This is a genomic window from Franconibacter pulveris (genome assembly GCF_056780215.1).
Genome location: NZ_CM165555.1, coordinates 2,628,223 through 2,653,012, shown reverse-complemented (window position 1 = coordinate 2,653,012; position 24,790 = coordinate 2,628,223). Strand labels below are relative to the sequence as shown.

23 protein-coding genes and 2 pseudogenes are annotated in these 24,790 nt (G+C 51.6%); 11 read left to right on the top strand and 14 right to left on the bottom strand.

Going from position 1 to position 24,790, the window contains the following annotated elements:
* The first annotated feature begins 47 nt into the window (after nt 1–47).
* The 7 genes and pseudogenes from ACU4F7_RS12545 to ACU4F7_RS12515 form a co-directional block, all read left to right on the top strand.
* On the top strand, nt 48–674 hold the full coding sequence (locus tag ACU4F7_RS12545) for a YchE family NAAT transporter (RefSeq protein ID WP_024556091.1): 627 nt from the start codon (nt 48–50) through the stop codon (nt 672–674).
* Nucleotides 675–1,472: 798 nt separating this feature from the next.
* Complete coding sequence (gene oppA, locus ACU4F7_RS12540) at nt 1,473–3,101, top strand: oligopeptide ABC transporter substrate-binding protein OppA (protein WP_481637043.1); 1,629 nt, start codon at nt 1,473–1,475, stop codon at nt 3,099–3,101.
* 196 nt (nt 3,102–3,297) lie between these two features.
* Entirely contained in the window at nt 3,298–4,218 is a 921-nt protein-coding gene (oppB, locus tag ACU4F7_RS12535; protein ID WP_024556093.1) for an oligopeptide ABC transporter permease OppB, read from the top strand.
* Between the two features lie 13 nt (nt 4,219–4,231).
* Complete coding sequence (oppC, locus tag ACU4F7_RS12530; protein WP_024556094.1) at nt 4,232–5,140, top strand: oligopeptide ABC transporter permease OppC; 909 nt, start codon at nt 4,232–4,234, stop codon at nt 5,138–5,140.
* Between the two features lie 11 nt (nt 5,141–5,151).
* Complete coding sequence (gene oppD / locus ACU4F7_RS12525; RefSeq protein ID WP_024556095.1) at nt 5,152–6,165, top strand: ABC transporter ATP-binding protein; 1,014 nt, start codon at nt 5,152–5,154, stop codon at nt 6,163–6,165.
* A complete protein-coding gene (oppF, locus tag ACU4F7_RS12520) occupies nt 6,162–7,166 on the top strand; it encodes a murein tripeptide/oligopeptide ABC transporter ATP binding protein OppF (protein WP_029591519.1) in 1,005 nt (334 codons plus the stop codon). Before oppD ends, oppF begins: the two co-directional genes overlap by 4 nt.
* A gap of 49 nt (nt 7,167–7,215) precedes the next feature.
* A pseudogene (locus ACU4F7_RS12515) lies at nt 7,216–8,043 on the top strand (ion transporter); the annotation flags it as partial.
* A 30-nt stretch (nt 8,044–8,073) separates the two neighbouring features.
* Here ACU4F7_RS12515 and ACU4F7_RS12510 read toward each other — a convergent pair.
* Together ACU4F7_RS12510 and cls are read right to left on the bottom strand one after the other, a co-directional pair.
* Nucleotides 8,074–8,403, bottom strand: coding sequence for an HI1450 family dsDNA-mimic protein (locus ACU4F7_RS12510; RefSeq protein WP_024553069.1), 330 nt, complete (start codon nt 8,401–8,403; stop codon nt 8,074–8,076).
* 33 nt (nt 8,404–8,436) lie between these two features.
* Nucleotides 8,437–9,897 carry a cardiolipin synthase gene (gene cls / locus ACU4F7_RS12505; protein ID WP_481637042.1) on the bottom strand — a complete coding sequence of 487 codons (1,461 nt, stop codon included), beginning with the start codon at nt 9,895–9,897 and terminating at the stop codon, nt 8,437–8,439.
* Nucleotides 9,898–10,031: 134 nt separating this feature from the next.
* Here cls and ACU4F7_RS12500 point away from each other — a divergent pair, with 134 nt between their 5' ends.
* Nucleotides 10,032–10,205: a YciY family protein gene (locus ACU4F7_RS12500; RefSeq protein WP_125454196.1), complete on the top strand. Its 174-nt coding sequence runs from the start codon at nt 10,032–10,034 to the stop codon at nt 10,203–10,205.
* A 639-nt stretch (nt 10,206–10,844) separates the two neighbouring features.
* Here the strand turns inward: ACU4F7_RS12500 and ACU4F7_RS12495 are convergent.
* The 4 genes and pseudogenes from ACU4F7_RS12495 to ACU4F7_RS12480 all read right to left on the bottom strand — a co-directional run.
* Nucleotides 10,845–11,530 (bottom strand): annotated as a pseudogene (locus ACU4F7_RS12495) (transposase); the annotation flags it as partial.
* A 244-nt stretch (nt 11,531–11,774) separates the two neighbouring features.
* Nucleotides 11,775–13,247 carry a glucosyltransferase domain-containing protein gene (locus ACU4F7_RS12490; protein WP_481637041.1) on the bottom strand — a complete coding sequence of 491 codons (1,473 nt, stop codon included), beginning with the start codon at nt 13,245–13,247 and terminating at the stop codon, nt 11,775–11,777.
* Nucleotides 13,237–14,163 (bottom strand): glycosyltransferase family 2 protein, encoded by a 927-nt coding sequence (locus tag ACU4F7_RS12485; protein ID WP_481637040.1) that lies wholly within the window; start codon nt 14,161–14,163, stop codon nt 13,237–13,239. Before ACU4F7_RS12485 ends, ACU4F7_RS12490 begins: the two co-directional genes overlap by 11 nt.
* Nucleotides 14,160–14,522: a GtrA family protein gene (locus ACU4F7_RS12480; protein ID WP_481638728.1), complete on the bottom strand. Its 363-nt coding sequence runs from the start codon at nt 14,520–14,522 to the stop codon at nt 14,160–14,162. Before ACU4F7_RS12480 ends, ACU4F7_RS12485 begins: the two co-directional genes overlap by 4 nt.
* Nucleotides 14,523–15,068: 546 nt before the next feature.
* Here ACU4F7_RS12480 and ACU4F7_RS12475 point away from each other — a divergent pair.
* A complete protein-coding gene (locus ACU4F7_RS12475) occupies nt 15,069–16,181 on the top strand; it encodes an acyltransferase family protein (protein ID WP_481637039.1) in 1,113 nt (370 codons plus the stop codon).
* Between the two features lie 182 nt (nt 16,182–16,363).
* Here the strand turns inward: ACU4F7_RS12475 and ACU4F7_RS12470 are convergent, their stop codons facing one another.
* A complete protein-coding gene (locus ACU4F7_RS12470) occupies nt 16,364–16,660 on the bottom strand; it encodes a YciI family protein (RefSeq protein WP_024556099.1) in 297 nt (98 codons plus the stop codon).
* Nucleotides 16,661–16,884: 224 nt separating this feature from the next.
* Here ACU4F7_RS12470 and tonB point away from each other — a divergent pair, with 224 nt between their 5' ends.
* Nucleotides 16,885–17,613, top strand: coding sequence for a TonB system transport protein TonB (tonB, locus tag ACU4F7_RS12465; RefSeq protein ID WP_029591522.1), 729 nt, complete (start codon nt 16,885–16,887; stop codon nt 17,611–17,613).
* A 33-nt stretch (nt 17,614–17,646) separates the two neighbouring features.
* Here the strand turns inward: tonB and yciA are convergent, their stop codons facing one another.
* The 4 genes from yciA to ACU4F7_RS12445 all read right to left on the bottom strand — a co-directional run bounded on the left by yciA (nt 17,647) and on the right by ACU4F7_RS12445 (nt 20,437).
* The gene (gene yciA / locus ACU4F7_RS12460; RefSeq protein ID WP_024556101.1) at nt 17,647–18,048 is read right to left on the bottom strand and encodes an acyl-CoA thioester hydrolase YciA; all 402 of its coding nucleotides are present in this window, start codon (nt 18,046–18,048) and stop codon (nt 17,647–17,649) included.
* A gap of 615 nt (nt 18,049–18,663) precedes the next feature.
* Nucleotides 18,664–19,200, bottom strand: a complete 537-nt coding sequence (locus tag ACU4F7_RS12455; protein ID WP_024556102.1) for a septation protein A — start codon at nt 19,198–19,200, stop codon at nt 18,664–18,666.
* 60 nt (nt 19,201–19,260) lie between these two features.
* A complete protein-coding gene (locus ACU4F7_RS12450) occupies nt 19,261–20,004 on the bottom strand; it encodes a YciC family protein (RefSeq protein ID WP_024556103.1) in 744 nt (247 codons plus the stop codon).
* Nucleotides 20,005–20,029: 25 nt separating this feature from the next.
* Complete coding sequence (locus ACU4F7_RS12445; protein ID WP_481637038.1) at nt 20,030–20,437, bottom strand: YkgJ family cysteine cluster protein; 408 nt, start codon at nt 20,435–20,437, stop codon at nt 20,030–20,032.
* A 281-nt stretch (nt 20,438–20,718) separates the two neighbouring features.
* Here ACU4F7_RS12445 and ompW point away from each other — a divergent pair, with 281 nt between their 5' ends.
* Nucleotides 20,719–21,351 (top strand): outer membrane protein OmpW, encoded by a 633-nt coding sequence (gene ompW, locus ACU4F7_RS12440; protein WP_029591524.1) that lies wholly within the window; start codon nt 20,719–20,721, stop codon nt 21,349–21,351.
* A gap of 64 nt (nt 21,352–21,415) precedes the next feature.
* Here the strand turns inward: ompW and trpA are convergent, their stop codons facing one another.
* The 3 genes from trpA to trpCF are packed head-to-tail and all read right to left on the bottom strand — an operon-like array spanning nt 21,416 to nt 24,788.
* Entirely contained in the window at nt 21,416–22,225 is an 810-nt protein-coding gene (gene trpA / locus ACU4F7_RS12435) for a tryptophan synthase subunit alpha (protein ID WP_481637037.1), read from the bottom strand.
* A complete protein-coding gene (gene trpB, locus ACU4F7_RS12430; protein ID WP_029591525.1) occupies nt 22,225–23,418 on the bottom strand; it encodes a tryptophan synthase subunit beta in 1,194 nt (397 codons plus the stop codon). The genes trpA and trpB overlap by 1 nt, the downstream gene beginning before the upstream one ends.
* Nucleotides 23,419–23,429: 11 nt before the next feature.
* The gene (trpCF, locus tag ACU4F7_RS12425; RefSeq protein WP_481637036.1) at nt 23,430–24,788 is read right to left on the bottom strand and encodes a bifunctional indole-3-glycerol-phosphate synthase TrpC/phosphoribosylanthranilate isomerase TrpF; all 1,359 of its coding nucleotides are present in this window, start codon (nt 24,786–24,788) and stop codon (nt 23,430–23,432) included.
* Nucleotides 24,789–24,790 lie beyond the last annotated feature (2 nt).

The following is a 24,790-nucleotide window of genomic DNA, read 5'->3' as shown; positions in this document are numbered from 1 at the left end:
TTGCATGGCTCATTTCTGGAGTTCTTGTGGCCCACTCTTTCTTAGATATGCCAACCTACTTTAAGTTCTTTATCGGGCTCTTTGCGCTGGTTAACCCGGTTGGGATTATCCCCGTCTTTATTAGCATGACCAGTTACCAAACCGCGGTGGCCCGTAATAAGACGAACCTTACTGCCAACCTCTCTGTCGCCATCATTCTGTGGACGTCGCTTTTTCTGGGCGATGCCATCCTGCAATTGTTCGGTATTTCTATAGATTCCTTCCGTATCGCGGGCGGCATACTGGTTGTCACTATCGCTATGTCGATGATTAGCGGCAAACTGGGCGAGGATAAGCAAAACAAACAAGAGAAATCAGAAACCGCGATTCGTGAGAGCGTGGGCGTTGTGCCGCTGGCGCTTCCTTTGATGGCCGGACCGGGCGCGATCAGTTCAACTATCGTCTGGGGAACGCGTTATCACAGCCTGGGTTATATGGTGGGGTTTTCACTGGCCATCGCTGTTTTTGCCCTCTGCTGTTGGGGCGTTTTCCGTCTGGCTCCGTGGCTTGTGCGCTTGCTTGGTCAGACCGGAATTAACGTGATAACACGTATTATGGGGCTGTTGCTCATGGCCCTTGGCATCGAATTTATTGTGACGGGTTTGAAAGCTATCTTTCCAGGTTTGCTTAATTAAATCGCTTTCATTTGAAAAAGCGGAGCTCCGGCTCCGCTTTTTTTTGCGACTTCATTAGCATTTCGTCTTGTTTTCGACCAAATGCAACATCGTCATAGCAAAAAAGAATGCATAAGGTTAATTATTTAAAATCAATGCCTTATTAATAATTACTCTTAACTGGCGTGCAGAAACAGAGCAAAAGGTTTGTTATTTTTCTCACATGATACTCTTGTCCTTGCTGACGGATAACTGAAATGTTATTAGTAATTTCATTCGCAAAGCAGATGAATGTGCTAAAAAATAGACAAATGTTAATTTTATGTGATTTTGCGTGACAGGGTTCAAAATGCGTAACCGCAAGCCCGTTCTTGATGTTTAACGCATTGATTATTAATATTTTTAGTGGGATTTAACTTCTCATAAAGTAGTGCTGAATATCGTTTTAGGCCTCTTTAAAAGAGAAATGGTTAACAAATTTGTAAATTCTATTGGCGCAGGATTGTCGCTTTTGATACCTTCCGGCCAAAACATTCGGCTGCAAATTATTAGTTAATGAGAATGCTTTTCGTCTGAAAGCGTTTTCTGGCGGCAGGTTCGCCATCCTCTCGCTTCTCTTCAGACAGGGGAAGAGAAGCCAGGAATCGACGTAAAGACCGCCGTACGAGTGGTCGTTATAAATAAAGTCGGTGATAGCAAGCAGTAAAAAAAAGAAAAACCTGACAGCGGCAAATCGCTCCTGCGCTGTACAGGCGCCCAAAAGGGCAGCAAGAGGCTGGCTTCAGGGCCAGTAATTATAATGAGTGGAGTATTATCACAATGACCATCATCACAAAAAAAAGTCTGGTAGCGGCGGGAATTCTTTCTGCGCTAATCGCAGGTAACGCAATGGCTGCGAATGTACCTGCAGGTGTGCAACTGGCGGAAAAACAGACGCTGGTGCGCAACAATGGTTCTGAAGTGCAATCCCTCGATCCGCACAAAATTGAAGGCGTGCCGGAATCCAATATCAACCGCGACCTGTTTGAAGGCCTGCTGGTGACTGATGTGGACGGACACCCGAGCGCGGGCGTGGCGGAAAAGTGGGAAAATAAAGATTTCAAAGTCTGGACGTTCCATCTGCGTAAAGATGCGAAGTGGTCCAACGGCGAGCCGGTAACGGCGCACGATTTCGTGTACAGCTGGCAGCGTCTGGCCGATCCGAACACGGCTTCGCCTTATGAAAGCTACCTGCAATATGGTCATATCGCGAATATCGACGACATTATCGCCGGTAAAAAGAAGCCGACCGAACTTGGCGTTAAAGCGATCGATGATAATACTCTCGAAGTCACTCTGACCGAACCGGTTCCTTATTTCTATAAGCTGCTGGTGCACTCTTCCATGTCACCGGTGCCTAAAGCCGTCGTAGAGAAATTTGGCGACAAATGGACGCAGCCTGCCAATATCGTTTCGAACGGCGCTTATAAGCTCAAAGATTGGGTGGTGAACGAGCGCATCGTGCTTGAGCGCAATACCAATTACTGGGATAACGCGAAAACCGTTATCAATCAGGTGACTTACCTGCCTATCTCTTCTGAAGTAACAGACGTAAACCGCTACCGCAGCGGTGAAATCGACATGACTTATAACAACATGCCGATTGAACTCTTCCAGAAGCTGAAAAAAGAGATTCCTAAAGAGGTGCACGTTGACCCGTACCTGTGCACCTACTATTACGAAATCAACAACCAGAAGCCGCCGTTTAACGATCCGCGCGTTCGCGCCGCGCTGAAACTGGGCCTGGATCGCGATATTATCGTAAATAAAGTGAAAAACCAGGGCGACCTGCCGGCTTACAGCTACACCCCGCCTTACACCGACGGCGCGAAGCTGACCGAACCCGCCTGGTTCAAAATGACCCAGGAACAGCGTAACGCGGAAGCGAAAAAGCTGCTGGCGGAAGCAGGTTACACGGCGGATAAGCCGCTGACGTTCGACCTGCTGTACAACACGTCAGATCTGCACAAGAAACTGGCTATCGCCGTCTCTTCTATCTGGAAGAAAAACCTCGGCGTGAACGTGAAGCTGGAAAACCAGGAGTGGAAAACCTTCCTGGATACCCGTCATCAGGGCAACTTCGACGTAGCGCGTGCGGGCTGGTGTGCGGATTACAACGAACCGACTTCCTTCCTGAACACCATGCTCTCTGACAGCTCTAACAACACCGCGCACTATAAGAGCGAAGCGTTCGATAAGATTATCGGCGATACGCTGAAGGTGACGGATGAAGGGCAGCGCACCGCGCTTTATCAGAAAGCTGAAGAACAGCTTGATAAAGACTCCGCGATCGTGCCGGTTTATTACTACGTGAATGCCCGTCTGGTGAAACCGTGGGTGGGTGGTTATACCGGTAAAGACCCGATGGATAATCTCTACGTTAAGAACCTTTATATTATCAAGCACTAATGGCAATGCGTGGGGCGAAGCGATTTCTCTTCTCGCTGCGGTAAAATTTTCCGCCGCATAACCTGCGGCGGAAATAAACGCCGTCGCGTGAATAAGAAAGTTGCACTCGCGCCACTGTGCCCTGGAGCCTCAAAGCCGTCTGGCGCAGGCTCCTTTTTCATCTTTACTTAAAGGCACATGCCAGAAGGTACGGGCAATGTTGAAATTTATACTACGTCGCTGTCTGGAAGCGATTCCGACACTCTTTATCCTTATCACGATTTCCTTCTTTATGATGCGTCTGGCGCCGGGCAGCCCCTTTACCGGTGAGCGCGCGCTGCCGCCAGAAGTCATGGCGAATATCGAGGCGAAATACCATTTAAACGATCCGATTCTGACTCAGTATTTCAGTTACCTGAAACAGCTGGCTCACGGAGATTTCGGACCGTCATTCAAATATAAAGATTATTCCGTTAACGACCTGGTGGCCTCTTCGTTTCCGGTTTCCGCGAAACTCGGCGCTGCGGCCTTTTTGCTGGCGGTCATTCTGGGCGTAACGGCGGGCGTGATTGCGGCACTTAAACAAAATACCAAATGGGATTACACGGTAATGGGCATTGCGATGACCGGGGTAGTGATACCGAGTTTCGTCGTAGCCCCGCTACTGGTCATGATATTCGCCATCACGCTACAGTGGCTTCCCGGCGGCGGCTGGAATGGCGGAGCGTTAAAATTTATGATCCTGCCGATGGTGGCGCTCTCCCTTGCCTATATCGCCAGTATCGCGCGTATTACGCGCGGTTCGATGATTGAAGTGCTGCACTCTAACTTCATCCGTACCGCGCGGGCGAAAGGGCTGCCGATGCGTCGGATTATCCTTCGTCATGCGCTGAAACCGGCGCTGCTGCCGGTGCTCTCTTATATGGGCCCGGCGTTTGTCGGCATTATCACCGGCTCGATGGTTATTGAAACTATCTATGGACTGCCGGGTATCGGCCAGCTTTTCGTTAACGGAGCGCTGAACCGCGACTATTCGCTGGTGCTGAGCCTGACTATCCTGGTCGGCGCGCTGACCATCCTTTTTAACGCCATTGTCGATGTGCTTTATGCCGTCATCGACCCAAAAATCCGTTACTGACGCTGGAGTCGCCATGATGTTGAGTAAGAAAAACAGCGAGGCGCTGGAAAACTTCAGTGAAAAACTGGAAGTCGAAGGGCGCAGCCTCTGGCAGGACGCGCGTCGTCGCTTTGTGCATAACCGCGCAGCGGTCGCGAGCCTGGTCGTACTGGCGTTGATTGCGCTGTTCGTCACGCTCGCGCCGATGCTTTCGCAATTTAGTTACTTCGATACTGACTGGGGAATGATGTCGAGCCCGCCGGATACCGAATCCGGACACTGGTTCGGGACCGATTCTTCCGGCCGCGATCTGCTGGTGCGCGTGGCGATAGGCGGGCGCATTTCGCTGATGGTGGGCGTGGCGGCGGCGCTGGTGGCGGTCATCGTCGGCACGCTTTACGGTTCGCTTTCCGGCTACCTCGGCGGCAAAGTGGATTCCGTTATGATGCGTCTGCTGGAGATCCTGAACTCCTTCCCGTTCATGTTCTTCGTTATCCTGCTGGTCACCTTTTTTGGTCAGAACATCCTGCTCATCTTTGTGGCCATTGGCATGGTATCCTGGCTGGATATGGCGCGTATCGTGCGCGGCCAGACGCTCAGCCTTAAGCGCAAAGAGTTTATCGAAGCAGCCCAGGTAGGCGGGGTTTCTACCGCCAGCATTGTGGTTCGGCATATCGTGCCAAACGTGCTGGGCGTGGTGGTGGTTTACGCCTCGCTGCTGGTGCCAAGCATGATCCTGTTTGAATCCTTCCTGAGCTTCCTGGGCCTCGGCACGCAGGAGCCGTTGAGTTCCTGGGGGGCGCTGCTGAGTGACGGCGCCAACTCCATGGAAGTGTCGCCCTGGCTGCTGCTCTTTCCGGCAGGATTCCTCGTGGTCACCCTGTTTTGTTTTAACTTTATCGGCGATGGCCTGCGTGATGCCCTCGACCCGAAAGATCGTTAAGGAGTGCCGCCATGAGCACGATTGAAATTACCGATATCACCCGCGCTGGCACGCAAACGCCATCACTGCTGGAAGTGAAAGACTTGCGGGTGACGTTTGCCACGCCTGATGGCGATGTCACGGCGGTTAACGACCTGAACTTTAGCCTGCGCGCCGGTGAAACGCTGGGCATCGTGGGGGAATCCGGCTCCGGCAAATCCCAGACGGCGTTCGCGTTAATGGGGCTGCTTGCCGCCAACGGCCGCATCGGCGGTTCGGCGACGTTTGATGGCAGACAGATCCTTAATCTGCCGGAGAAAGCGCTGAACCAGCTGCGCGCTGAACAGATTTCCATGATTTTCCAGGATCCGATGACCTCGTTGAACCCCTACATGCGCGTAGGCGAACAACTCATGGAAGTGCTTATGCTACATAAAAGCATGAGCAAAGCGGAGGCGTTTGAAGAGTCCGTTCGCATGCTGGATGCAGTCAAAATGCCGGAGGCGCGTAAGCGCATGCGCATGTATCCGCATGAGTTTTCCGGCGGTATGCGCCAGCGGGTGATGATTGCGATGGCGCTGCTGTGCCGCCCGAAACTGCTGATTGCCGACGAACCGACCACCGCGCTCGACGTTACCGTTCAGGCGCAGATCATGACGCTGCTTAACGAACTCAAGCGTGAGTTCAACACCGCGATTATCATGATTACCCATGACTTAGGCGTTGTGGCGGGCATCTGCGATAAAGTGCTGGTGATGTATGCCGGACGCACGATGGAATATGGCCGCGCGCGCGATGTTTTCTATCATCCGGCGCATCCTTACTCCATTGGCCTGCTGAACGCGGTGCCGCGCCTGGATGCGGAAGGGGAGTCGCTGCTTACTATTCCGGGCAACCCGCCAAACCTGTTGAAGCTGCCGAAGGGGTGTCCGTTCCAGCCTCGTTGCCCGCATGCGATGGAAATCTGTAATAGCGCGCCGCCGTTGATGGAGTTCGCGCCAGGGCGTTTACGCGCCTGCTATAAGCCGGTGGAGGAGTTAGCATGAGCGCCGTTGCTGAAGAGAAAAAAGTGTTGCTCGAAATTGCCGATCTGAAAGTGCACTTTGATATCAAAGACGGCAAACAGTGGTTCTGGCAGCCGCCTAAAACCCTGAAAGCGGTAGATGGCGTTACGCTGCGCCTTTATGAAGGCGAAACGCTGGGCGTGGTGGGGGAGTCTGGTTGCGGGAAATCCACCTTCGCGCGGGCCATCATCGGCCTGGTGAAAGCCACCAGCGGCCGGGTGGCATGGCTTGGCAAGGATTTGCTCGGCATGAAGCCGCAAGAGTGGCGCGACGTTCGCAGCGATATTCAGATGATTTTCCAGGACCCGCTGGCCTCCCTGAACCCGCGAATGACGATCGGCGAAATCATTGCCGAACCGCTTCGCACTTATTATCCGCAAATGCCGCGCCAGGACGTTCGCGACCGCGTGAAGGCGATGATGATGAAGGTGGGGCTGCTGCCGAACCTCGTCAATCGTTATCCTCACGAGTTTTCCGGCGGACAATGCCAGCGTATCGGCATTGCCCGCGCGCTTATCCTGGAACCTAAGCTGATTATCTGCGACGAACCGGTGTCCGCGCTGGACGTTTCGATTCAGGCTCAGGTGGTCAATCTGCTGCAAAAACTGCAGCGCGAAATGGGGCTGTCGCTTATTTTTATCGCCCACGACCTGGCGGTAGTAAAACATATCTCCGATCGCGTTCTGGTGATGTATCTGGGACATGCGGTGGAGCTTGGCACCTATGATGAGGTATATAATAACCCGCTGCACCCGTATACGCGGGCGCTGATGTCAGCGGTGCCTATCCCGGACCCGGATCTGGAGAAGAATAAGACTATCCAACTGCTGGAAGGCGAGCTTCCGTCGCCTATTAATCCCCCTTCGGGCTGCGTGTTTCGCACCCGCTGCCCGATGGCCGGGCCGGAGTGCGCGAAAACGCGTCCGGTACTGGAGGGGAGCTTTCGGCATGCCGTCTCCTGTCTGAAGGTGGACCCGCTTTAAGCGCAAGGGCTGACATCATGTCAGCCCTTTTTTATTCCGGAGGCCACAGATGACAAGGACGCATTTATCATTTCGCCGCGCGCTCTGGCGCTTTTTGTTTGATCAGCACACTCGCAGCGGGCGTTATGTCGAAGCGCTTTGCGGGTTGCTCGCTTTGCTGAGCGTAGTAGTGGTGTTTATCGAATCGGGCATCGGCACCCAGTATCATCTGAACTACAGCCAGTGGCGGCTGTTTGTGTTGCTCGAAACGGCGTTTACCCTGGCGTTCACCCTGGAATATTTACTGCGGGTTTTTACCTGGCCGCAGCCTGCGCGCTATGTTTTCAGCTTCTGGGGGATTATCGATCTCGCGACGCTGTTGCCGCTTTACATTATGTGGCTGTGGCCTGAATTCACCTTCAGCTACTTTTTCGCCTGGCGCGCCCTGCGGGCTATTCGCGTACTGCGTATTCTAAAACTGCTGCGCTTTATGCCCGCGCTCGACAGCATCTGGCGCGCCATCATAAATGCCCGGCATCAGTTGATTCTCTTTTACGCGTTTATTGGCATCGTCATGGTCGTGGCGGGCGCGCTGATGTATGGCATTGAGGGCGCCGACAGCGGCTTTACGACTCTTGGCACCTCGGTATATTGGGCGGTCGTCACGGTGACGACGGTAGGCTATGGCGATATTACGCCGCATACCGCTTCGGGACGGCTTATCGCTTCGGCGCTGATTCTGATTGGCTACTCGGTCATCGCTATCCCTACGGGAATATTAACGTCGCAGATGACGGCCGATTTACAAAGCAAACGCCACAAAAGACGATGCCCGGGCTGTCACGCAACCGGGCATGAAGATACAGCGAAGTACTGTAAAGCATGCGGCGAGCGGTTGGGGAGAAGTAGCGCGGCCAGGCCGCGCCGCTTATTCACGCCAGAGGATATGGCAAATTTTGTGATCTTTTTCGCGGCACAGCAGCACGCGGGCGAAAATATCGTTGATTTCGCCGCCGTCGGTATCAGCAAGGCCAATCACCACTTCCGAGAAGAAGTCCGGGTTTAAGTCAAAGTCGACGTGCTCGCTCCAGTCTTCAGCAGGATCAAACAACTCTGCGCCGCCGCGCTCTTCAAATTGCAGGTTAAACAGGATGATATCCGCCGGGTCGAGGTTATCTCCCGCCAGCTCCAGAAAAATATCGTAGGCCTGCTCAAGCGTTTCGTCTTCCGTAAGACGGTTGTTCAGATCCATTTCCATTGTGATACCCCACTCAATAACGTTGCGCACGTTTTACAGCAATGGACTGAAGAAGTAAAACAGTCGCTCCACGACGCGCTGCCACAGCGGCCTTTTGTTCCAGCGCGCCACATCAAGCAGCCGCGAGCGGGAGATATAGTCATCCTGCACGGCCGCCAGATCGCCGCCAAAACCAGCGTCGTCTATTACCAGTGTAATCTCGAAATTGAGCCACAGACTGCGCATATCCAGATTCACGGTGCCGACCAGGCTTAATTCGCCATCCACCAGCACGCTCTTGGTATGCAGCAAACCGCCTTCAAACTGGTAAATCTTTACGCCTGCCGCGAGGAGCTCGGTAAAAAAGGCGCGGCTCGCCCAGCCTACCAACAGCGAATCATTCTTGCGCGGTAAAATGATGCTGACATCGACGCCGCGTTGCGCGGCGGTACAAATAGCGTGTAGCAAATCATCGCTGGGCACGAAATAGGGCGTGGTCATGATGAGATATTCACGCGCAGCATAAACCGCCGTCAGCAACGCCTGATGAATCAAATCTTCCGGGAAGCCGGGCCCGGAAGCGATAGTATGAATGGTATGGCCGCTTGCCTGCTCGAAAGGCATGATATTGACATCCGGCGGCGGCGGCAGGATGCGCTTGCCGGTTTCAATTTCCCAGTCGCAAGAGTAAACCACGCCCATGGCCGTTGCCACCGGGCCTTCCATGCGCGCCATTAAGTCTACCCACTGGCCAACGCCCGCGTCCTGTTTGAAAAAGCGCGGATCGACCAGATTCATGCTGCCAGTGTAAGCGATGTAATTATCGATCATGACCATCTTGCGGTGCTGGCGTAAATCCATACGGCGCAGAAAAACACGCATCAGGTTAACTTTAAGCGCTTCCACCACTTCCACGCCCGCGTTGCGCATCATGCCCGCCCACGGGCTGCGAAAGAAGGTAACGCTGCCTGCGGAATCAAGCATCAGGCGGCAGTGTATGCCGCGCCGCGCCGCGGCCATCAGCGACTCCGCTACCTGATCCGCCAGGCCGCCCGGCTGCCAGATGTAAAAAACCATCTCAATGTTGTGTCGGGCGAGCTGGATATCGCGGATAAGCGCCTGCATGACATCATCGGAGTCGGTCAGCAGCTGGAGCTGGTTGCCTTTCACGCCCGCAATGCCCTGGCGGCGCTCACACAGCTGGAACAGCGAGGCGGCGACGGGGCTGTTCTCTTCAGCAAAAATATGCTTGCAGGCTTTTAAATCGTTAAGCCATTTGGCGGTGGAGGGCCACATCGCTTGCGCGCGCTCGGCCCGGCGCTTGCCCAGATGCAGTTCGCCGAAAGAAAGATAGGCGATGATCCCGACCAGCGGCAGGATGTAGATAACCAACAGCCACGCCATAGCGGAAGGAACCGCACGGCGCTTCATCAGGATGCGCAACGTCACGCCCGCAATCAGTAACCAGTAGCCTATAACGACCAGCCAACTCACCACGGTGTAGAAGGTTGTCATAGTTAATTAATCCTTTAAAATCCGCGTTGTAGTGAGTGTACGCAGAACCGGGCCGTCCTCAAACAGAAAAGCGCTGGTCTGGCGATGCGAAGGGGCTATAATGGCCGCTCTGTTATAAGTCAAGAGTAGTTGAAATGAGGCGTAGTAGAACGGAAGTTGGACGCTGGCGTATGCTGCGGCAGTCTCAACGGCGTAAGGCGCGCTGGCTGGAAGCGCAATCGCGACGCAATATGCGTATTCACGCCATTCGCAAATGCACTATCAATCGCCAGCGTAATGCTTTGCTGTTTGCCATTCATGACAGATAAGCCAAAGAGAAGGGCACCGTCCTGCGGTGCCCGAAAACGTTCTCATCTCATTTTCCCCTAACGCCAACAACCTGGCGGCATGCCGAGCGACGCGCCTTCAGCCTGAATGCGACAAAAAATGTATGGCTTAGCAGAAGGTCATCTTCCTTAAAATCCCTTATTCCCCACTCGACGACATTTTATAAAAGGCAGCGCGAACCAGGAACAGCTATAAAGCGCGCCAGGATTGAGCCGATAAATCCTGTACCTATACAGCATCAGCGGTTGCGCCATTAACAAAGAATCCGTCTGTTTCTATGGCGAGACGAGAAATGATGCCGGGATTTAAAGATATCTTCAGGAGAGTGCGTTGTGACGCTGGAAAAGAGTTACCAGATCGGTTGGCTGTTTCTGCTGGCCGTGATTTTCATCCGTGACTGGCTAACTTCTCGCAAGAAGAAGATTAGCGATAAGCCTGACCGTAAATAAGTGTGGCTCCTGCGCCGCGTCAAAACGGTGCGAACAGAATCACCTCGGCCGAGCCAGGTCATGGGTGCGAAAGCAAGTATTAAAGAAGGGCACAGACAGATTTTTGCTATGCTGTGCCCGTTCAATTCATCGGAAATTAAAAAATCATTTTTACTGTCATCCGGTTTTTAGGATGAGTTCCATACCAAAAAAAACTGCTACGCTAAAACCATGACGACTATAGATCAGGGCATCATGCATATAATTGACAGACCCGCTCTGGTTCTGCGCCTCCTTAGTGCCAGCGACGAGGGATTACGCACCGGGAGCAGTTATTTGCCCTTACGGCGATAATTTAGCTTCAGCAGAGAGTAAATACGGTAGATCCTTTTGTGGATCCACAAGTATCTCTGTCTCCGCGGAACATGAAAAAGCATCGGAAAATTTCCTGTTCTGCCGCCGTGTGCAATGCGGTGATAACAGGGACGTCACATATGATATGCGCACGGTAATGGTAAACCGTTCTGCTCAGATTGAGACTGCGGCAGGCCTGACGGATACTGAGTCCGAATGTGGTTATCAGATGTGACCAGTTCATGTTTAAAGTCTAGTTTTAAGGTTTTTTTCGATAACGACTTTAGCACCCAATCATAAAGGCTCAGGCCGGCAAACATCTGTTTGAGACGTTAGTTCCCTTCATCAAAATCCATGATTTTTTTAATATCAGAAGCTTTCATGCCGCCTTATTTGGACTTCCTGTTGGAGTGAATAGCTTCAGAGACACCGGTCTCCCGGCAGACATCTTTAACAGTTCGTTCGGCTTCAACCGACTTAATTACGCGTATGAGTTTATGCTCTGTAAAACGAGCTTTAGGCATACCGTTCTTCTTCATTGGCAGATAGCTTATGTCGGATAGTCGCTAAATGTGAATGACAGGATTGTGTGGCATACTTAAACAGTCATCAAATAGGTTTAAACTCTGTTTTGAAAAACGTCCGGTGCTGGATAGAAGCCAAGCTCTGTGGTAAGTGGGGCTTTCTACAATGTTCTTTAGGATAAGAGGCGGGAAACCGCCTCATTTCTTTTTTAATCTGTACGCTAAAGCTCGTACTGGATTTCTCTTACTTACATTCTCTGAACGCAAAGGAAACAACCAAATCTCCGTTGCTAAAGTATGTCTTGTACAGGCCAGCATCAGTGATTAACTGCATCTCACATATTCCAGCAACTATTTCATTTTGCCGTGCAGGCGCTGGTTGTTCTTTTCCCGAGTAAATCTCAGTCATCTTAACTATGCCCCATGCCAGCGGGCCATCAAAATAAGAAGGAATGATTTGCTTCATTAGAGGGGATTTTTGTATGGCCTTATCGGCAATAGGCGAGTAAAGCGATTTCCCGTCTATAGTAATCGTTTTGATGTTATTGTAGCCAATTTTTACGATATCATTCGTCACTCCATAAACGATCCTATCCGCCAATTTGTCCTGAGATTTCATGGCGTTCGTGAATGTGGCCATGTATGAGAATGAAACAACTGCGAGAAGGCAATAAATAACATTAAGCTTGCATTGATGTCTCGTTGAAATGAAAGAGATTAACGCCAGTAAGGTTGAAATGAAGAAACCAAAACCTACAAAAACTCTCGGACCTATAGGCATCGACTTAAGGGCTAACCCCGGGCCTGGAATACATGCCAAAATTACTGCCAGGCTTGCAATAATAAGCAGTAAGCTGACCGCTTTTCTCCCATTTGATAATGTTGATTTAGATGTAATTGTCAATAACTTTATGAGTCCAAGAGTAGCCAACAAACCAATAACGATGAATACAATCGCTATTGTGCCAGTAAAAAATGAACTCAATACGTTTATCGTCACCGATATATTGTTATACAACTCTGCGACACTACTAATTATTTGATTATAGCCATTAGCATAATCACTGGTTACAAAGAAGGGTACTATTACTTGAGAGTATATTATGTATCCAGTAACCATCCCTAAAGCTGCTATGGAAGCGTCAGCCAATATATTGTAAGGGTCTGAGCCTTTTTTAATAGAGAAAAGGGTGTACAAGCAAACTGCTGCCATAAATACGCTGAGCGAGGCCTGATACAACGACAAAGATGTAAAGGCACAGAGGGCGGAAACCGCGAATAGTTTTGCCTTTGTTTTACGCATAAAGAAAAGTGGTAAGGCTGCTATCGCCACTGACAAAGACATAGTCAGCGAGTCAAATCTGAATGCAAGATTTTGAATAAAAAACGGGCTCAGAAAAATTGGCGTGAATACCAACCACCCTAGACTATGCTCCGGGTTAAGATATCTATGAATAAAATAACACAGGGTGGTCATTATAAGTATGGCTAAAATCTGCGGGAATGGCGCAATGTCCGTTGCTGGCGACCCGAGGTCTATAGTTTCAAAGATTATATCAGAAAAAGGCCTGCCATCTATTCCCCATGAGAAATAGCCATAAACTGATCTGCCAATGTCATCATAATAAGGGCTATTTGTAATCAGTAACGGCAGTATATATATAAAGCCTATTATCCATAAATGATAAATTGGTTTAAGATCAACTTTATTTGGCATTTTTTCTTTCCTTGAGTAGATATTTTGGCCTTTGCTTTGTTTCCACATAAATCCTGCCTATATACTCACCCAGTACACCTATTCCTATAAGCTGCACGCCGCCAAGAAAAAGGATTGAAACTAGCAGAGATGGATATCCTCGCACAGGATTACCGAATGCTAGTGTATCTATGATCATCCATGCGCCGTATAAAAAAGACAAGCTTGCAACAAACAGTCCGATATAGGTCCACATCCGAAGTGGGAAAGTTGAAAAGCTAGTTATTCCTTCAAGTGCCAGGTTCCACAGCTTCCACCCATTAAATTTAGTGCTACCAGCAACCCGTTCTGCACGTATGTATTCGACAACATCAGTCTTGCCACCAACCCATGAAAGTACGCCTTTCATGAATAAGTTACGCTCAGGCAACTGCTTGATATTTTCTACCACCTCGCGACTCATGAGCCGAAAGTCACCAACATTTTCTTCAATTTTGGGATTGCTTATTTTGTTGTGGAGTTTGTAGAACCATTCAGCAGTTTTACGCTTCAGGCGCCCATCAGTTGACCGGTCAGCGCGTTTACCAAGGATCACATCCGCACCCTCCCGCCATTTATTAATCATTGGTGGGATCGCTTCAATTGGGTCCTGTAGGTCTACATCAATTGGGATTATTGCGTCTCCGGACGCATGGTCCAGACCCGCAAAAAGAGCGGGCTCTTTGCCAAAGTTTCTTGTGAAGGAAAGGGGGATAACAAGTGGGTCTGAAACAGCAAGAGCGTTTATAATAGACTCCGTTGCATCTTTGCTGCCGTCGTTTATAAAAACTATTTCTACATCATATTCCTGAAAAGCTTCATATTCACGAACAGCTGTATAAAAAATAGGTATCGAGTCCTCTTCATTGAAGACAGGAACAACCAAAGAGATTTTCATTTTTCTTCCCTAAACACGATGAACTTAGAGTAAATGAACCCGCACACCAGGCTGATTGCGGAAAACACGATTAACGTGATGATAGGGGCCATACCTGATTTGTCTGCACACCAACCGACAATGGCGCTAAGAGTTCCCATGAAGCCTGCATAGAGCATGTATCGCATGGTTGTAGTCGATGATTTGAATGTGAACCTGGCATTGGCGAAGAAGCTGAATGATACAGCCACAACGAACCCGGCGAAGTTACCGAGAGCCTGTCCTGTGTGGAATACATAGATGCAAAAAGCGAATACCACCCAGTGAATGAGCGTGTTAATGACACCTATCGACGTGTACTTGGCGAATAACTTTAACATTATAAAAATCAGCGAATTCGGAAAGGGCAGCAGTGTAGCATTACAACGGATATTGATCGACAGAACCAAAAGTAAGATGCACGCTCCGGTGGATTTTTTGCGCGCAATACCTCGCAAGTCTCCCTCTCGGTGACTGATATGTGATCGCTTTTTGATAAGTTCGCGCAATCAGCTATGGAAAGAGAATAGTGATGGGCATGATGCTGTTTGGCCTCACGGTGAAGGACGGAATGAAGGGCTTTCTCCACGAACGTGAAGGTGTTTCGCAGATCTCCATTCCCCGCTGGCTGCTCACTGAGTCTTCTCCACGTACGTGGAGGTGTTTCTGTCGAGACTGGAGTATAAACCCTGTAGCGCCAAACCCTACTGCTCCCAAAGCAAGCGGCAGTGTACTTAAAGTAAAACTGATAGGTGTTAAGGGATCGCCGACACCTAAGTTGAGTATTTCAGCAAGCGCAGACGTGCAAGAGTTTTAACTAATGTGGCGTTGACATAACCTTTCTATGAAACTAATCTGCCAGAAATATCTTATGCTCTGGCAGTGTCATGTCAAAAAATAACAATGTAATTCATAGTCTTACATCCCTTAGGATGTTCGCCGCGCTTGGGGTTTTTTTGAGCCACTTAGGGATTCTTTCGCAATCTTCCATTCCGCAATTTAACGAGACATCTAAGTACTTCTTTAATGGGTATGTAGGCGTAACTTTCTTCTATATCCTCTCCGGATTTATTATCAATTACAGTTTTAGCAGGCATTTATCCGAGGGGGGATTTAGCAACAAAGACTTTATTGTTTATCGTTTGGCTAGACTATTCCCTGTCCATATTGTCTCGCTGGTATGTGTTCTGCTTTTATTCGGTTACACAAAAAATTGGGAAGCGACAAACAAAGAAGCTTTACTCTATAATACGTTCCTGCTTCAATCTTTCATACCTGATGCGTGCTATTACTTTTCGTTTAATCCTGTATCATGGAGCATTTCATGCGAGATGTTCTTCTATCTTTGCTTTTGTCTGCTTGTTAAATGCAAAACTAAACACCTATTGTTCACCTTCTCCGCCGTTCAGGCAATCAACATTTATTTCCTTGTGTATCCACCTTCAGGAGTTTCACTCCACTGGTTGTTCTATATAAACCCCATTTTTAGGATTAGTGACTTCATGCTTGGAATTATCATATGTAGAGCATTTCTTGCAAAGCCAGTTACTCCAAAAGTCGTGGTTTGTAGCGCAATGGAGATGGGGTCGCTTTTGTTTCTGGCATTAACAATTTATGTAGCAACAAACCATGTGGCTAATATGAATGTTAAATATGACATTTTGTATATCCCTTGCATGACTTCTATCGTTATCGCGTTTGCGTTTAATGGCGGGATTATCTCTCGCATCCTTGCAAACAGATATTTAATACTCCTTGGTGAAGCGTCATTCTCTTTCTACATGTTCCACTGGATGATTGTTTCCAAGCTGATTGAAATAATGCACCCAGGTAAGGATAACCCTATTGAAGTGCTCATATACATCCTTTCATGCTTGGTACTGGCGATAGTGGTTTCAGTCTTGTCGTTTAAGCTGGTTGAGATGCCAGCTAACAGGCTTCTCAGGAGTGCCTGGGCAGCATTTAAAACTCGGGGCAAGGCAAAAGAGCATACAGCCTGAATCAGATAATCAATAGGCCGCTCCGTCTTGACCTCCACGCGCGTGGAGGCGTTTCTCTGCCAGCCATCAGTTTCAGGAATGGGCACAATTAATATCTTGTATACTCAATTGTGCCCTTAACCTGGTTATCGTTACGCTTTATCTATGATAACGCAATGTATATAAAGGGAATTACTTTAATCCTAGAAAACCTTTTTATACGGCTTTACAGCGACGGTTTTATAAACGCCTGCGGCGATATAAGGATCTGCTTGCGCCCAGGCCTGCGCGGCTTCCAGCGACTCAAACTCGGCAATGACCGTTGAGCCGGTAAAGCCCGCCTTTCCCGGATCGTTGCTATCTACTGCGGGCATGGGGCCTGCGGTAAGCAGACGGCCTTCATCATGCAGCAGTTGCAGGCGCGCCAGGTGCGCCGGGCGAACCGATAATCTTTTTTCCAGCGAATCCGCGACATCTTCAGCGTAAATAACATAAAGCACGGGCATAACTCCTAAGCAGAAATCCAGAAGAAAATTACGTTATGTGAAACCGGGCCTTACTGCAACGCAAAGTTAATAACCCCTGAAAGGCCATAACAACATTGCGGATAAAACAGGCGGTTAAACATTCCTTGCGAGCGAAGTCAGGATGCGTTGTTGAATATGATTGCTATTTGCATTTAAAATTGAGGCTTCATTCATTCACTGAAACGATTATGACTTCAATGGCCCTTGATTTACCTCGTCGCTTTCCATGGCCGACTCTGCTCTCTGTCGCTATCCATGGCGCCGTAGTGGCGGGGTTGCTGTATACCTCGGTACATCAGGTTGTTGAATTGCCTGCTCCTTCTCAGCCTATTTCGGTCACGATGGTAACGCCTGCTGAACTGGAGCCTCCACAGCCGGAGGTCGTGCAGCCGCCGCCACAGCCGGTTGCTGAACCTGAACCCGAGCCGGAGCCGGTACCGGAGCCGCCAAAAGAGGCGCCGGTGGTCATCCATAAACCAGAACCGAAACCCAAGCCAAAGCCAAAACCGAAGCCGGTGAAAAAGGTGCAGGAGCAGCCTAAGCGTGAAGTGAAGCCCGCCGAGCCGCGCCCGGCATCGCCATTTGAAAATAACGCGCCGAGCCGTCCGGTTACGGCTTCGCGACCTGCTCAGGCCGCACCAGCTAAAGCTGCGCCGAGCGGTCCGCGCGCCGTGAGCCGCAATCAGCCGCAGTACCCGGCCCGCGCCTATGCATTACGTATGGAAGGTCAGGTCCGCGTGAAATTCGACGTCGCGGCGGACGGCAGCGTGGAAAATATTCAGGTCCTCTCCGCGAAACCTGCCAACATGTTTGAACGCGAAGTGAAGACCGCCATGCGCAGGTGGCGCTATGAGCCAGGTAAACCGGGACAGGGATTGATAGTGAATATTGTCTTTCGCATGAATGGCGGAGCGACGATGCAGTAAAAAAACCTCCCTTCGGGGAGGTTTTTTATTGGCTTAACTGGCTTGCGGTAGCGGGCGGGGCTTGCCCTCCTGATCCACTGCGACATAAATGAACAGCGCTTCTGTTGCGCGATAACGCTGGCCGATAGGCTCCGACGACACCTTCTTGACCCACACTTCAACATTAATCGTTACTGACGTATTGCCCCGTTTTACACAACGCGCGTAACAGCAAACCACATCGCCCACCGCGACGGGGCGCAGAAAGGTCATGCCGTCAACCCGTACCGTCACCACGCGCCCCTGGGCTATCTCTTTTGCGAGGATCGCGCCGCCCATATCCATCTGCGACATCAGCCAGCCGCCAAAAATATCGCCGTTGGCATTGGTGTCGGCAGGCATAGCCAGCGTTCTTAAAACCAGTTCACCCTGTGGCGCTTCGGATTGTGTCGTCATTGCTCTTCTTCCGTTCGATGGCTTATCAATTTTTATTTTCAGAAGGGGCGGCGAGGCCATGCCGGTAACCGTCCTTGCGGCATCATAACATTGCGCGACGAAAAGAGGATAAAGGTGGGAAAAACAAAGAGGCGATGCGCGCCTCTGAAAATAATTAGAAAGAAAAGGGTAACGCCTGCGTAATAAGTACGATCCGCTTAGCGGCTAAAAAGGGCTTAAAGCGCAATGAATTTTTTACGAGGCGCACTACCCGCGCCGATATTACGCACCACGCGCTATGGTCATGGGCAGGCATAAGAGAATTGATAACGATGACGCCACAGAACCAGCCTTCCGCATCGGCTACGAGGGTATGCCTGTAAATATCGTCGCCCTGAAGCGTTTCCCGCAGTTTTGCGGGTTGGTAGCATAACCGAGTCGTCTGGCGGTGAGCCGAGCCGTTTTGCGAGAAGCTCGCGCTAACAGATCTCTGGACTGCAGTTCAGATTCAACGGAAAGCAATCCCCGAAAAAGGGATGAAAAAAAGCACGCTTCGTTTTTGGTAAGTGAAAGCGTGCTTTAATCATTTTTTTATGCGCTTATCTTCTTGAAGAAAAAGAGGATAAGCAGCAAGGATTATTTCTCTTCAGCAGGCATGTGGCGATACATATATACGCCGCTTAACAGGGTAAAAATCAGCGTCAGGACGGTAAGGCCGAAGACTTTAAAGTTCATCCATACGCTCTCCGGCAGCCAGAAAGCGACATAAATATTGAGCAGGCCGCAGGCGATAAAAAAGGCTGCCCAGGCGAGGTTCAGGCGCGCCCAGACGCTTTCGGGCAAGGTTATCTCTTTACCGAGCATGCTCTGGATCAGCGGCTTCTTCATAACCCACTGGCCTATCAACAGCGCACCGGCAAACAGCGCATAAATGATGGTTACTTTCCACTTAATGAATTCAGAATTGTGGAAATAAATAGTTAAACCGCCGAACACCGCAACCAACACAAAGGTCACCAGCGTCATTTTTTCGAGTTTGCGGAACTTATACCAGCTGTAAACCAGCGCAATAGCGGTCGCCACAATCAACGCGCCGGAGGCCACGAAAATATCGTAGAGCTTGTAAAAAACGAAAAAGACAATCAGGGGTAAAAAGTCGAGTAACTGCTTCATACTTCGGTTCCGTAAAAGGCGACCTCCCGACTATAACGCGCAAGCCGGGAGGGCGGAAGTTTATTGACGAATAAGCATATATAAACGGAAGAGGTAGATGAGCAACAGGGCGGAGATAAGGTTGCTCAGCGTATTGGCGATAATCGCGCCGATGTTAGGCGTCAGCGCGGCGAAAGCCGGCGCGATAAACAGCAGAAACGTTTTCGCCATCAACCAGCCGATAACCGCGGGCGCCACCAGACGCATATTCCGCCAGGCCAGGCTCATGCTGCTGCGCATGGCGGCGAAAACGCCCATTTTATCCTGCACCAGCATGACTGGCGCGAAAGCCAGCACAATCGCCAGCAATACGCCAGGCACAACCACCAGCATAATCCCCATTTGCACAAGGAAAGTCGTCAGAAAGATAAGGATAAACAGGCGCGGCAGCACCGGCGCGGCGGCGCCAATCGCCCGCAGCGCGCTGACGCGCTGGCCTGCGGAAACTAACTGGATAGCCAGCAGCACGCCGCCTGCGAGTATCGCATTGCCAAACAGCCCGGCGAACGTCGATGCCGCCGAAGTTTTCAACAGCACCTGCTGTTGCTCCGGCGTCATATTGCGCACCAGTTCAAACAAGCTGGCGCTGCCCGCCAGATTATCCCCCTCGCTCAGCACAGAGAGTTCTTCTTCGCTGGGCGTAAAAACGTGCCCGATAATCAGGGTGATAAAGGCACAGAGCAGAGCAATCAGCAGCAAAGTAACAAACTGATTACGAAAAAAATTCCCCGTGTCACGGTAAACGGACTTTGCCGTGATAGACATGCACTCTCCTTGAGTTTTGCGGATGTTAATCTGCGGGCAATTGTACCCTGGATGACTCCGCAGTGGCAGCATTGAGAGGTAAGCCGGAAAGGGACGATGTTTCGCCAAGCGGCGGCAAACCCCATGCGGCGCGTGCGCGGTTACAGGCATCGTTAACCACGCCGTTTTCGCCAGACATGGCGAATTCACGACAGGGGGTTGGCCGGTTTTCGTAAATCGTGCATCTGACCGATTCGCCAGGCGCGCCTTCCAGCGCCACGCACCGACAGGGTTTGTGCAAGGTGCCGCTCATGCAGCGTAAAAAAGGAGTAACCTGCTCGGTCAAATGGGAAGGCACGATGCCGCCGGCATCATCGCCTTCGGCCCAATAGAAAGAAACTCTAAACCAGGCGCAGCAAGCGCCACACGTCATGCACGGATTCAACTCGCTCATTTCTCACCCGCAAACACATCACGCAAATAGCCATATGGAGGAAGCAGCTAAATTAGCCAGCGCCATCACCAGCAGCAAGTGAGCACTGTCACAATTTTTTGTTAATTTTTGTTTGCCGATTACCTGCAAATCAAAAATTCGTTATCAGCGGATAACCTGGAAATTAATGCAGATCAATGAATGTTAAATTACCGCTTCGAATGTGATCTGCGGCAGATCACTTTATAACTCAATCTGGGTATATTCACCGCGCCAATAAAACCACAACAAGGGAGCGGGATATGAAAAAGTTTGCAGTGGCGTTGATTGCGTTGAGCTGTTTATCGGGCGTGGCGTCGGCGCATGAGGCGGGGGAGTTTTTTGTGCGTGCCGGTAGCGCGACCGTTCGTCCTACAGAAGGGTCTGATAATGTGCTGGGTATGGGCGGCTTTAATGTTAATAACAATACCCAGCTCGGCGTGACCTTAACCTATATGGCTACGGACAACGTAGGCGTCGAACTGCTTGCCGCCACGCCGTTTCGTCATCGCGTTGGGTTAGGGGCGACGGGGGATATCGCGACTGTGCACCATCTGCCGCCGACGTTAATGGCGCAGTGGTACTTCGGTGACGCTCAGAGCAAAGTGCGCCCTTACATCGGCGCGGGCATTAACTACACCACTTTCTTTAATGAAGATTTTAACGATACGGGCAAAGCGGCGGGCCTGAGCGATTTAAGCCTGAAGGATTCCTGGGGCGCGGCAGGCCAGGTCGGTCTTGATTATCTTATTAACCGCGACTGGCTGTTGAACATGTCCGTCTGGTATATGGATATTGATACGGAAGTGAAATTTAAGGCGGGCGGCGAACAGCAAAATATCAATACCCGTCTCGATCCGTGGGTATTCATGTTCTCGGCCGGTTATCGCTTCTAAGCATCGGCACTACCGACAAAAAGAAAAAAGGCGCGAACGTCGCGCCTTTTGCTTGTCTGGATAGTTAAGCAGGGCGGCTGGCCGCTTTCATCTGCTGCACAAACGCTTTTAGTTCATCCAGCATCGCGTTGTGGTTGTTGATATTCCGCTCAATGATTTTTACCGTGGCGGAGCCGGAAATCGCGCCGGCGGCGCCCGCCTCGACAGCGGCTTTCACCTGCGTCGGTTCGGAAATGCCGAAGCCCTGCAGCGGCGGCGCGGCGTGGTACTCAGTCAGTTTCTCAATCAGATGATGCAGCGGCAGCGCGGCGCGGTTCTCCGCGCCTGTCACCCCGGCGCGGGAAAGCAGGTAAGTGTAACCGCGGCCATAAGAGGCAATCTGGCGCAACAGGTCATCATCGGCATTCGGCGGGCAGATAAAAATCGGCGCTACGTTGTGACGCATCGCCGCCTGACGAAACGGCGCCGATTCTTCCACCGGGACGTCCGCCACCAGCACCGAATCCACGCCCACTTTTTCGCACTGAGCATAAAACGCATCGATACCGCGGCTGAAAACGAGGTTGGCATACATCAGCAGACCAATCGGGATGGTCGGGTGCTTCTGGCGAATGGCGGCCAGCATCTCAAAACACTGCCCTGGCGTAACGCCTGCGGCAAAAGCGCGCAGCGTGGCGTCCTGAATCGTTGGGCCGTCTGCCAGCGGGTCGGAGAAGGGAATGCCCAGCTCCAGCGCGTCGGCGCCCGCTTCAATCAGCGCGTCAATGATTTTCAACGACTGTTCCGGCGACGGATCGCCAAGCGTGACGAAGGGGACAAAAGCGCCTTCCTTGCGGGCTTTAAGGCGTGCGAAAAGCTGATCGTAGCGTTCCATTACATTTCCCCTCGTGCTTTGAAAATATCGTGAACGGTAAAGATATCTTTATCTCCGCGACCGGACAGATTCACTACCAGCAACTGCTCTTTCTCCGGGTTTTCGCGCATCATTTTTAACGCATGCGCCAGCGCGTGAGAGGACTCCAGCGCCGGGATAATCCCTTCGCTGCGGCAAAGCGCTTTAAACGCGTCCAGCGCTTCGTCATCGGTAATAGAGACATAGTCGGCGCGTCCGGTGCTGTTGAGATAAGCATGCTGCGGTCCGACCGACGGGAAATCGAGCCCGGCGGAAATGGAATAGGACTCCTCAATCTGCCCTTCGTCGGTCTGCATCATCGGCGCTTTCATACCGAAATAGATGCCGACACGACCATGCTTAAGCGGCGCGCCGTGCTCGCCGGTCTCGATGCCGTGGCCCGCAGGCTCCACGCCAATCAGTCCCACGTTGGTTTCATCGATAAAATCGGCAAACATGCCGATAGCGTTTGAGCCGCCGCCCACGCAGGCGATAACCGCGTCGGGCAGGCGTCCCTCTTTTTCCAGAATTTGCGCTTTGGTCTCTTCGCCGATCATACGCTGGAATTCGCGAACAATAGTCGGGAAGGGGTGCGGACCGGCGGCGGTGCCCAGCATATAGTGCGCTTTCTCATAGCTGCCGGACCAGTCGCGAAGCGCCTCGTTGCAGGCGTCCTTCAGCGTGGCGGAGCCGCTATGCACCGGGATAACCTCTGCGCCCATCAGCTTCATGCGAAACACGTTCGGCGATTGACGCTCAACGTCTTTCGCACCCATATAGATGCGGCATTTCAGACCGAGCAGGGCGCTGGCGAGCGCCGAGGCGACGCCGTGCTGGCCCGCGCCGGTTTCAGCGATAATCTCGGTTTTGCCCATGCGTTTGGCAAGCAGCGCCTGGCCTAATACCTGGTTCGTTTTATGCGCGCCGCCGTGCAGCAGGTCTTCACGCTTAAGATAAAGGGTGGTTTTCGTGCCCGCTGTCAGGTTCTGACATTTGGTTAACGCAGTAGGGCGACCCGCGTAATTTTTCAACAGGTCGGTAAACTGCGCCTGAAATTCCGGGTCGCTCTGGGCGCTGACAAAAGCCGCTTCCAGCTGGCGCAGCGCGGGCATCAGGATCTGCGGGACATACATACCGCCAAATTCACCAAAATAGGGGTTCAGTAAAGTCGTCATTCGTCGCTTCCTTAATAAGCCCGCAGCGTTCTGAAGACCGCCGCCAGCTTGTTGGCATCTTTGATTCCCGGCTCGCTTTCCACGCCGGAGTTAAAATCGAGTCCCACACAGCCAAGCTTCGCCGCTTCCACACAGTTGTCGGCGCCAAGGCCGCCCGCGAGGATGACATTATCGAGTTTTTCACCCGCCAGCAGCGACCAGTCGAAGCGCTGACCGCTGCCGCCCTGGCCGTTATCCAGCACATATTTCGCTACGTGATTAAGGTTACGCGGCGGGAGAGCCTGCGCCACGCTCAAGGCTTTCCAGATTTCCACGTTCGCCGGCAGCGCGGCGCGCAGGGTGTCGATATAGGCCTGGTCTTCGCTGCCGTGGAGTTGAACGGCAGCGAGCTTAAGCGCATTGACCGTTTCCACCACCTCATCCTGAAGGGCGTTGCGAAAGACGCCGACATAGCGCAGCGGCGCGGCGTTCTTCACAGCTTTCGCCTGTTCAATTGTCACCGCGCGAGGCGAGGAGGAGACAAAAATCAGCCCGCCGTAGATGGCGCCCGCGTCGTGGGCCGCCTGCGCGTCTTCAGAGCGCGTCAGCCCGCACACTTTGTTTGCGCCAAGCAGCACGCGCTGTACGGCTGCCGCCAGATCGTCCTCTTCCATCAGGGCGGAACCAATCAGGAAACCGTTGGCGAAATGGCTCAGTTCGCGCACCTGCGCATAAGTATTGATGCCGGATTCGCTGATAACCGTCACGCCCGGGCCAAGGCGCGGCGCAAGCTCGCGGGTGCGGTTGAGATCGATTGAGAGATCCCGCAGGTCGCGGTTATTAATGCCGACCACTTTGGCTTCCAGACGGATAGCGCGCTCCAGCTCCTCTTCGTTGCTCACCTCGGTCAGCACGCCCATGCTCAGGCTGTGCGCCACGGCGGCGAGCTGACGATACTGTTCATCATCCAGCACCGAGAGCATCAGCAGGCAAGCGTCCGCCTGATAAAAACGCGCCAGGTAAATCTGGTAAGCGTCGATAATAAAGTCTTTGCACAGCACCGGCTGTGTGACGATGCCGCTGACCACTGGCAGGAAATCGAAGCTGCCCTGGAAATATTTCTCATCCGTCAGGACAGAGATAGCCGAAGCGTGATGCTTATAAACAGATGCAATGCGCGCCGGGTCGAAGTCCTCACGGATCACCCCTTTTGACGGAGAGGCTTTCTTACATTCAAGGATGAACGCGGTGCGCGCGCCCTGCAGCGCGTCGTAAAAACTGCGCGCGCTCGGCTTAACGTCATTCTGAAAGCTCGCCAGCGGTTGCTGCTGCTTGCGGGTTTCCACCCAAATCGCCTTATCTGCGACGATTTTCGCTAAAACGGTTTCCATGC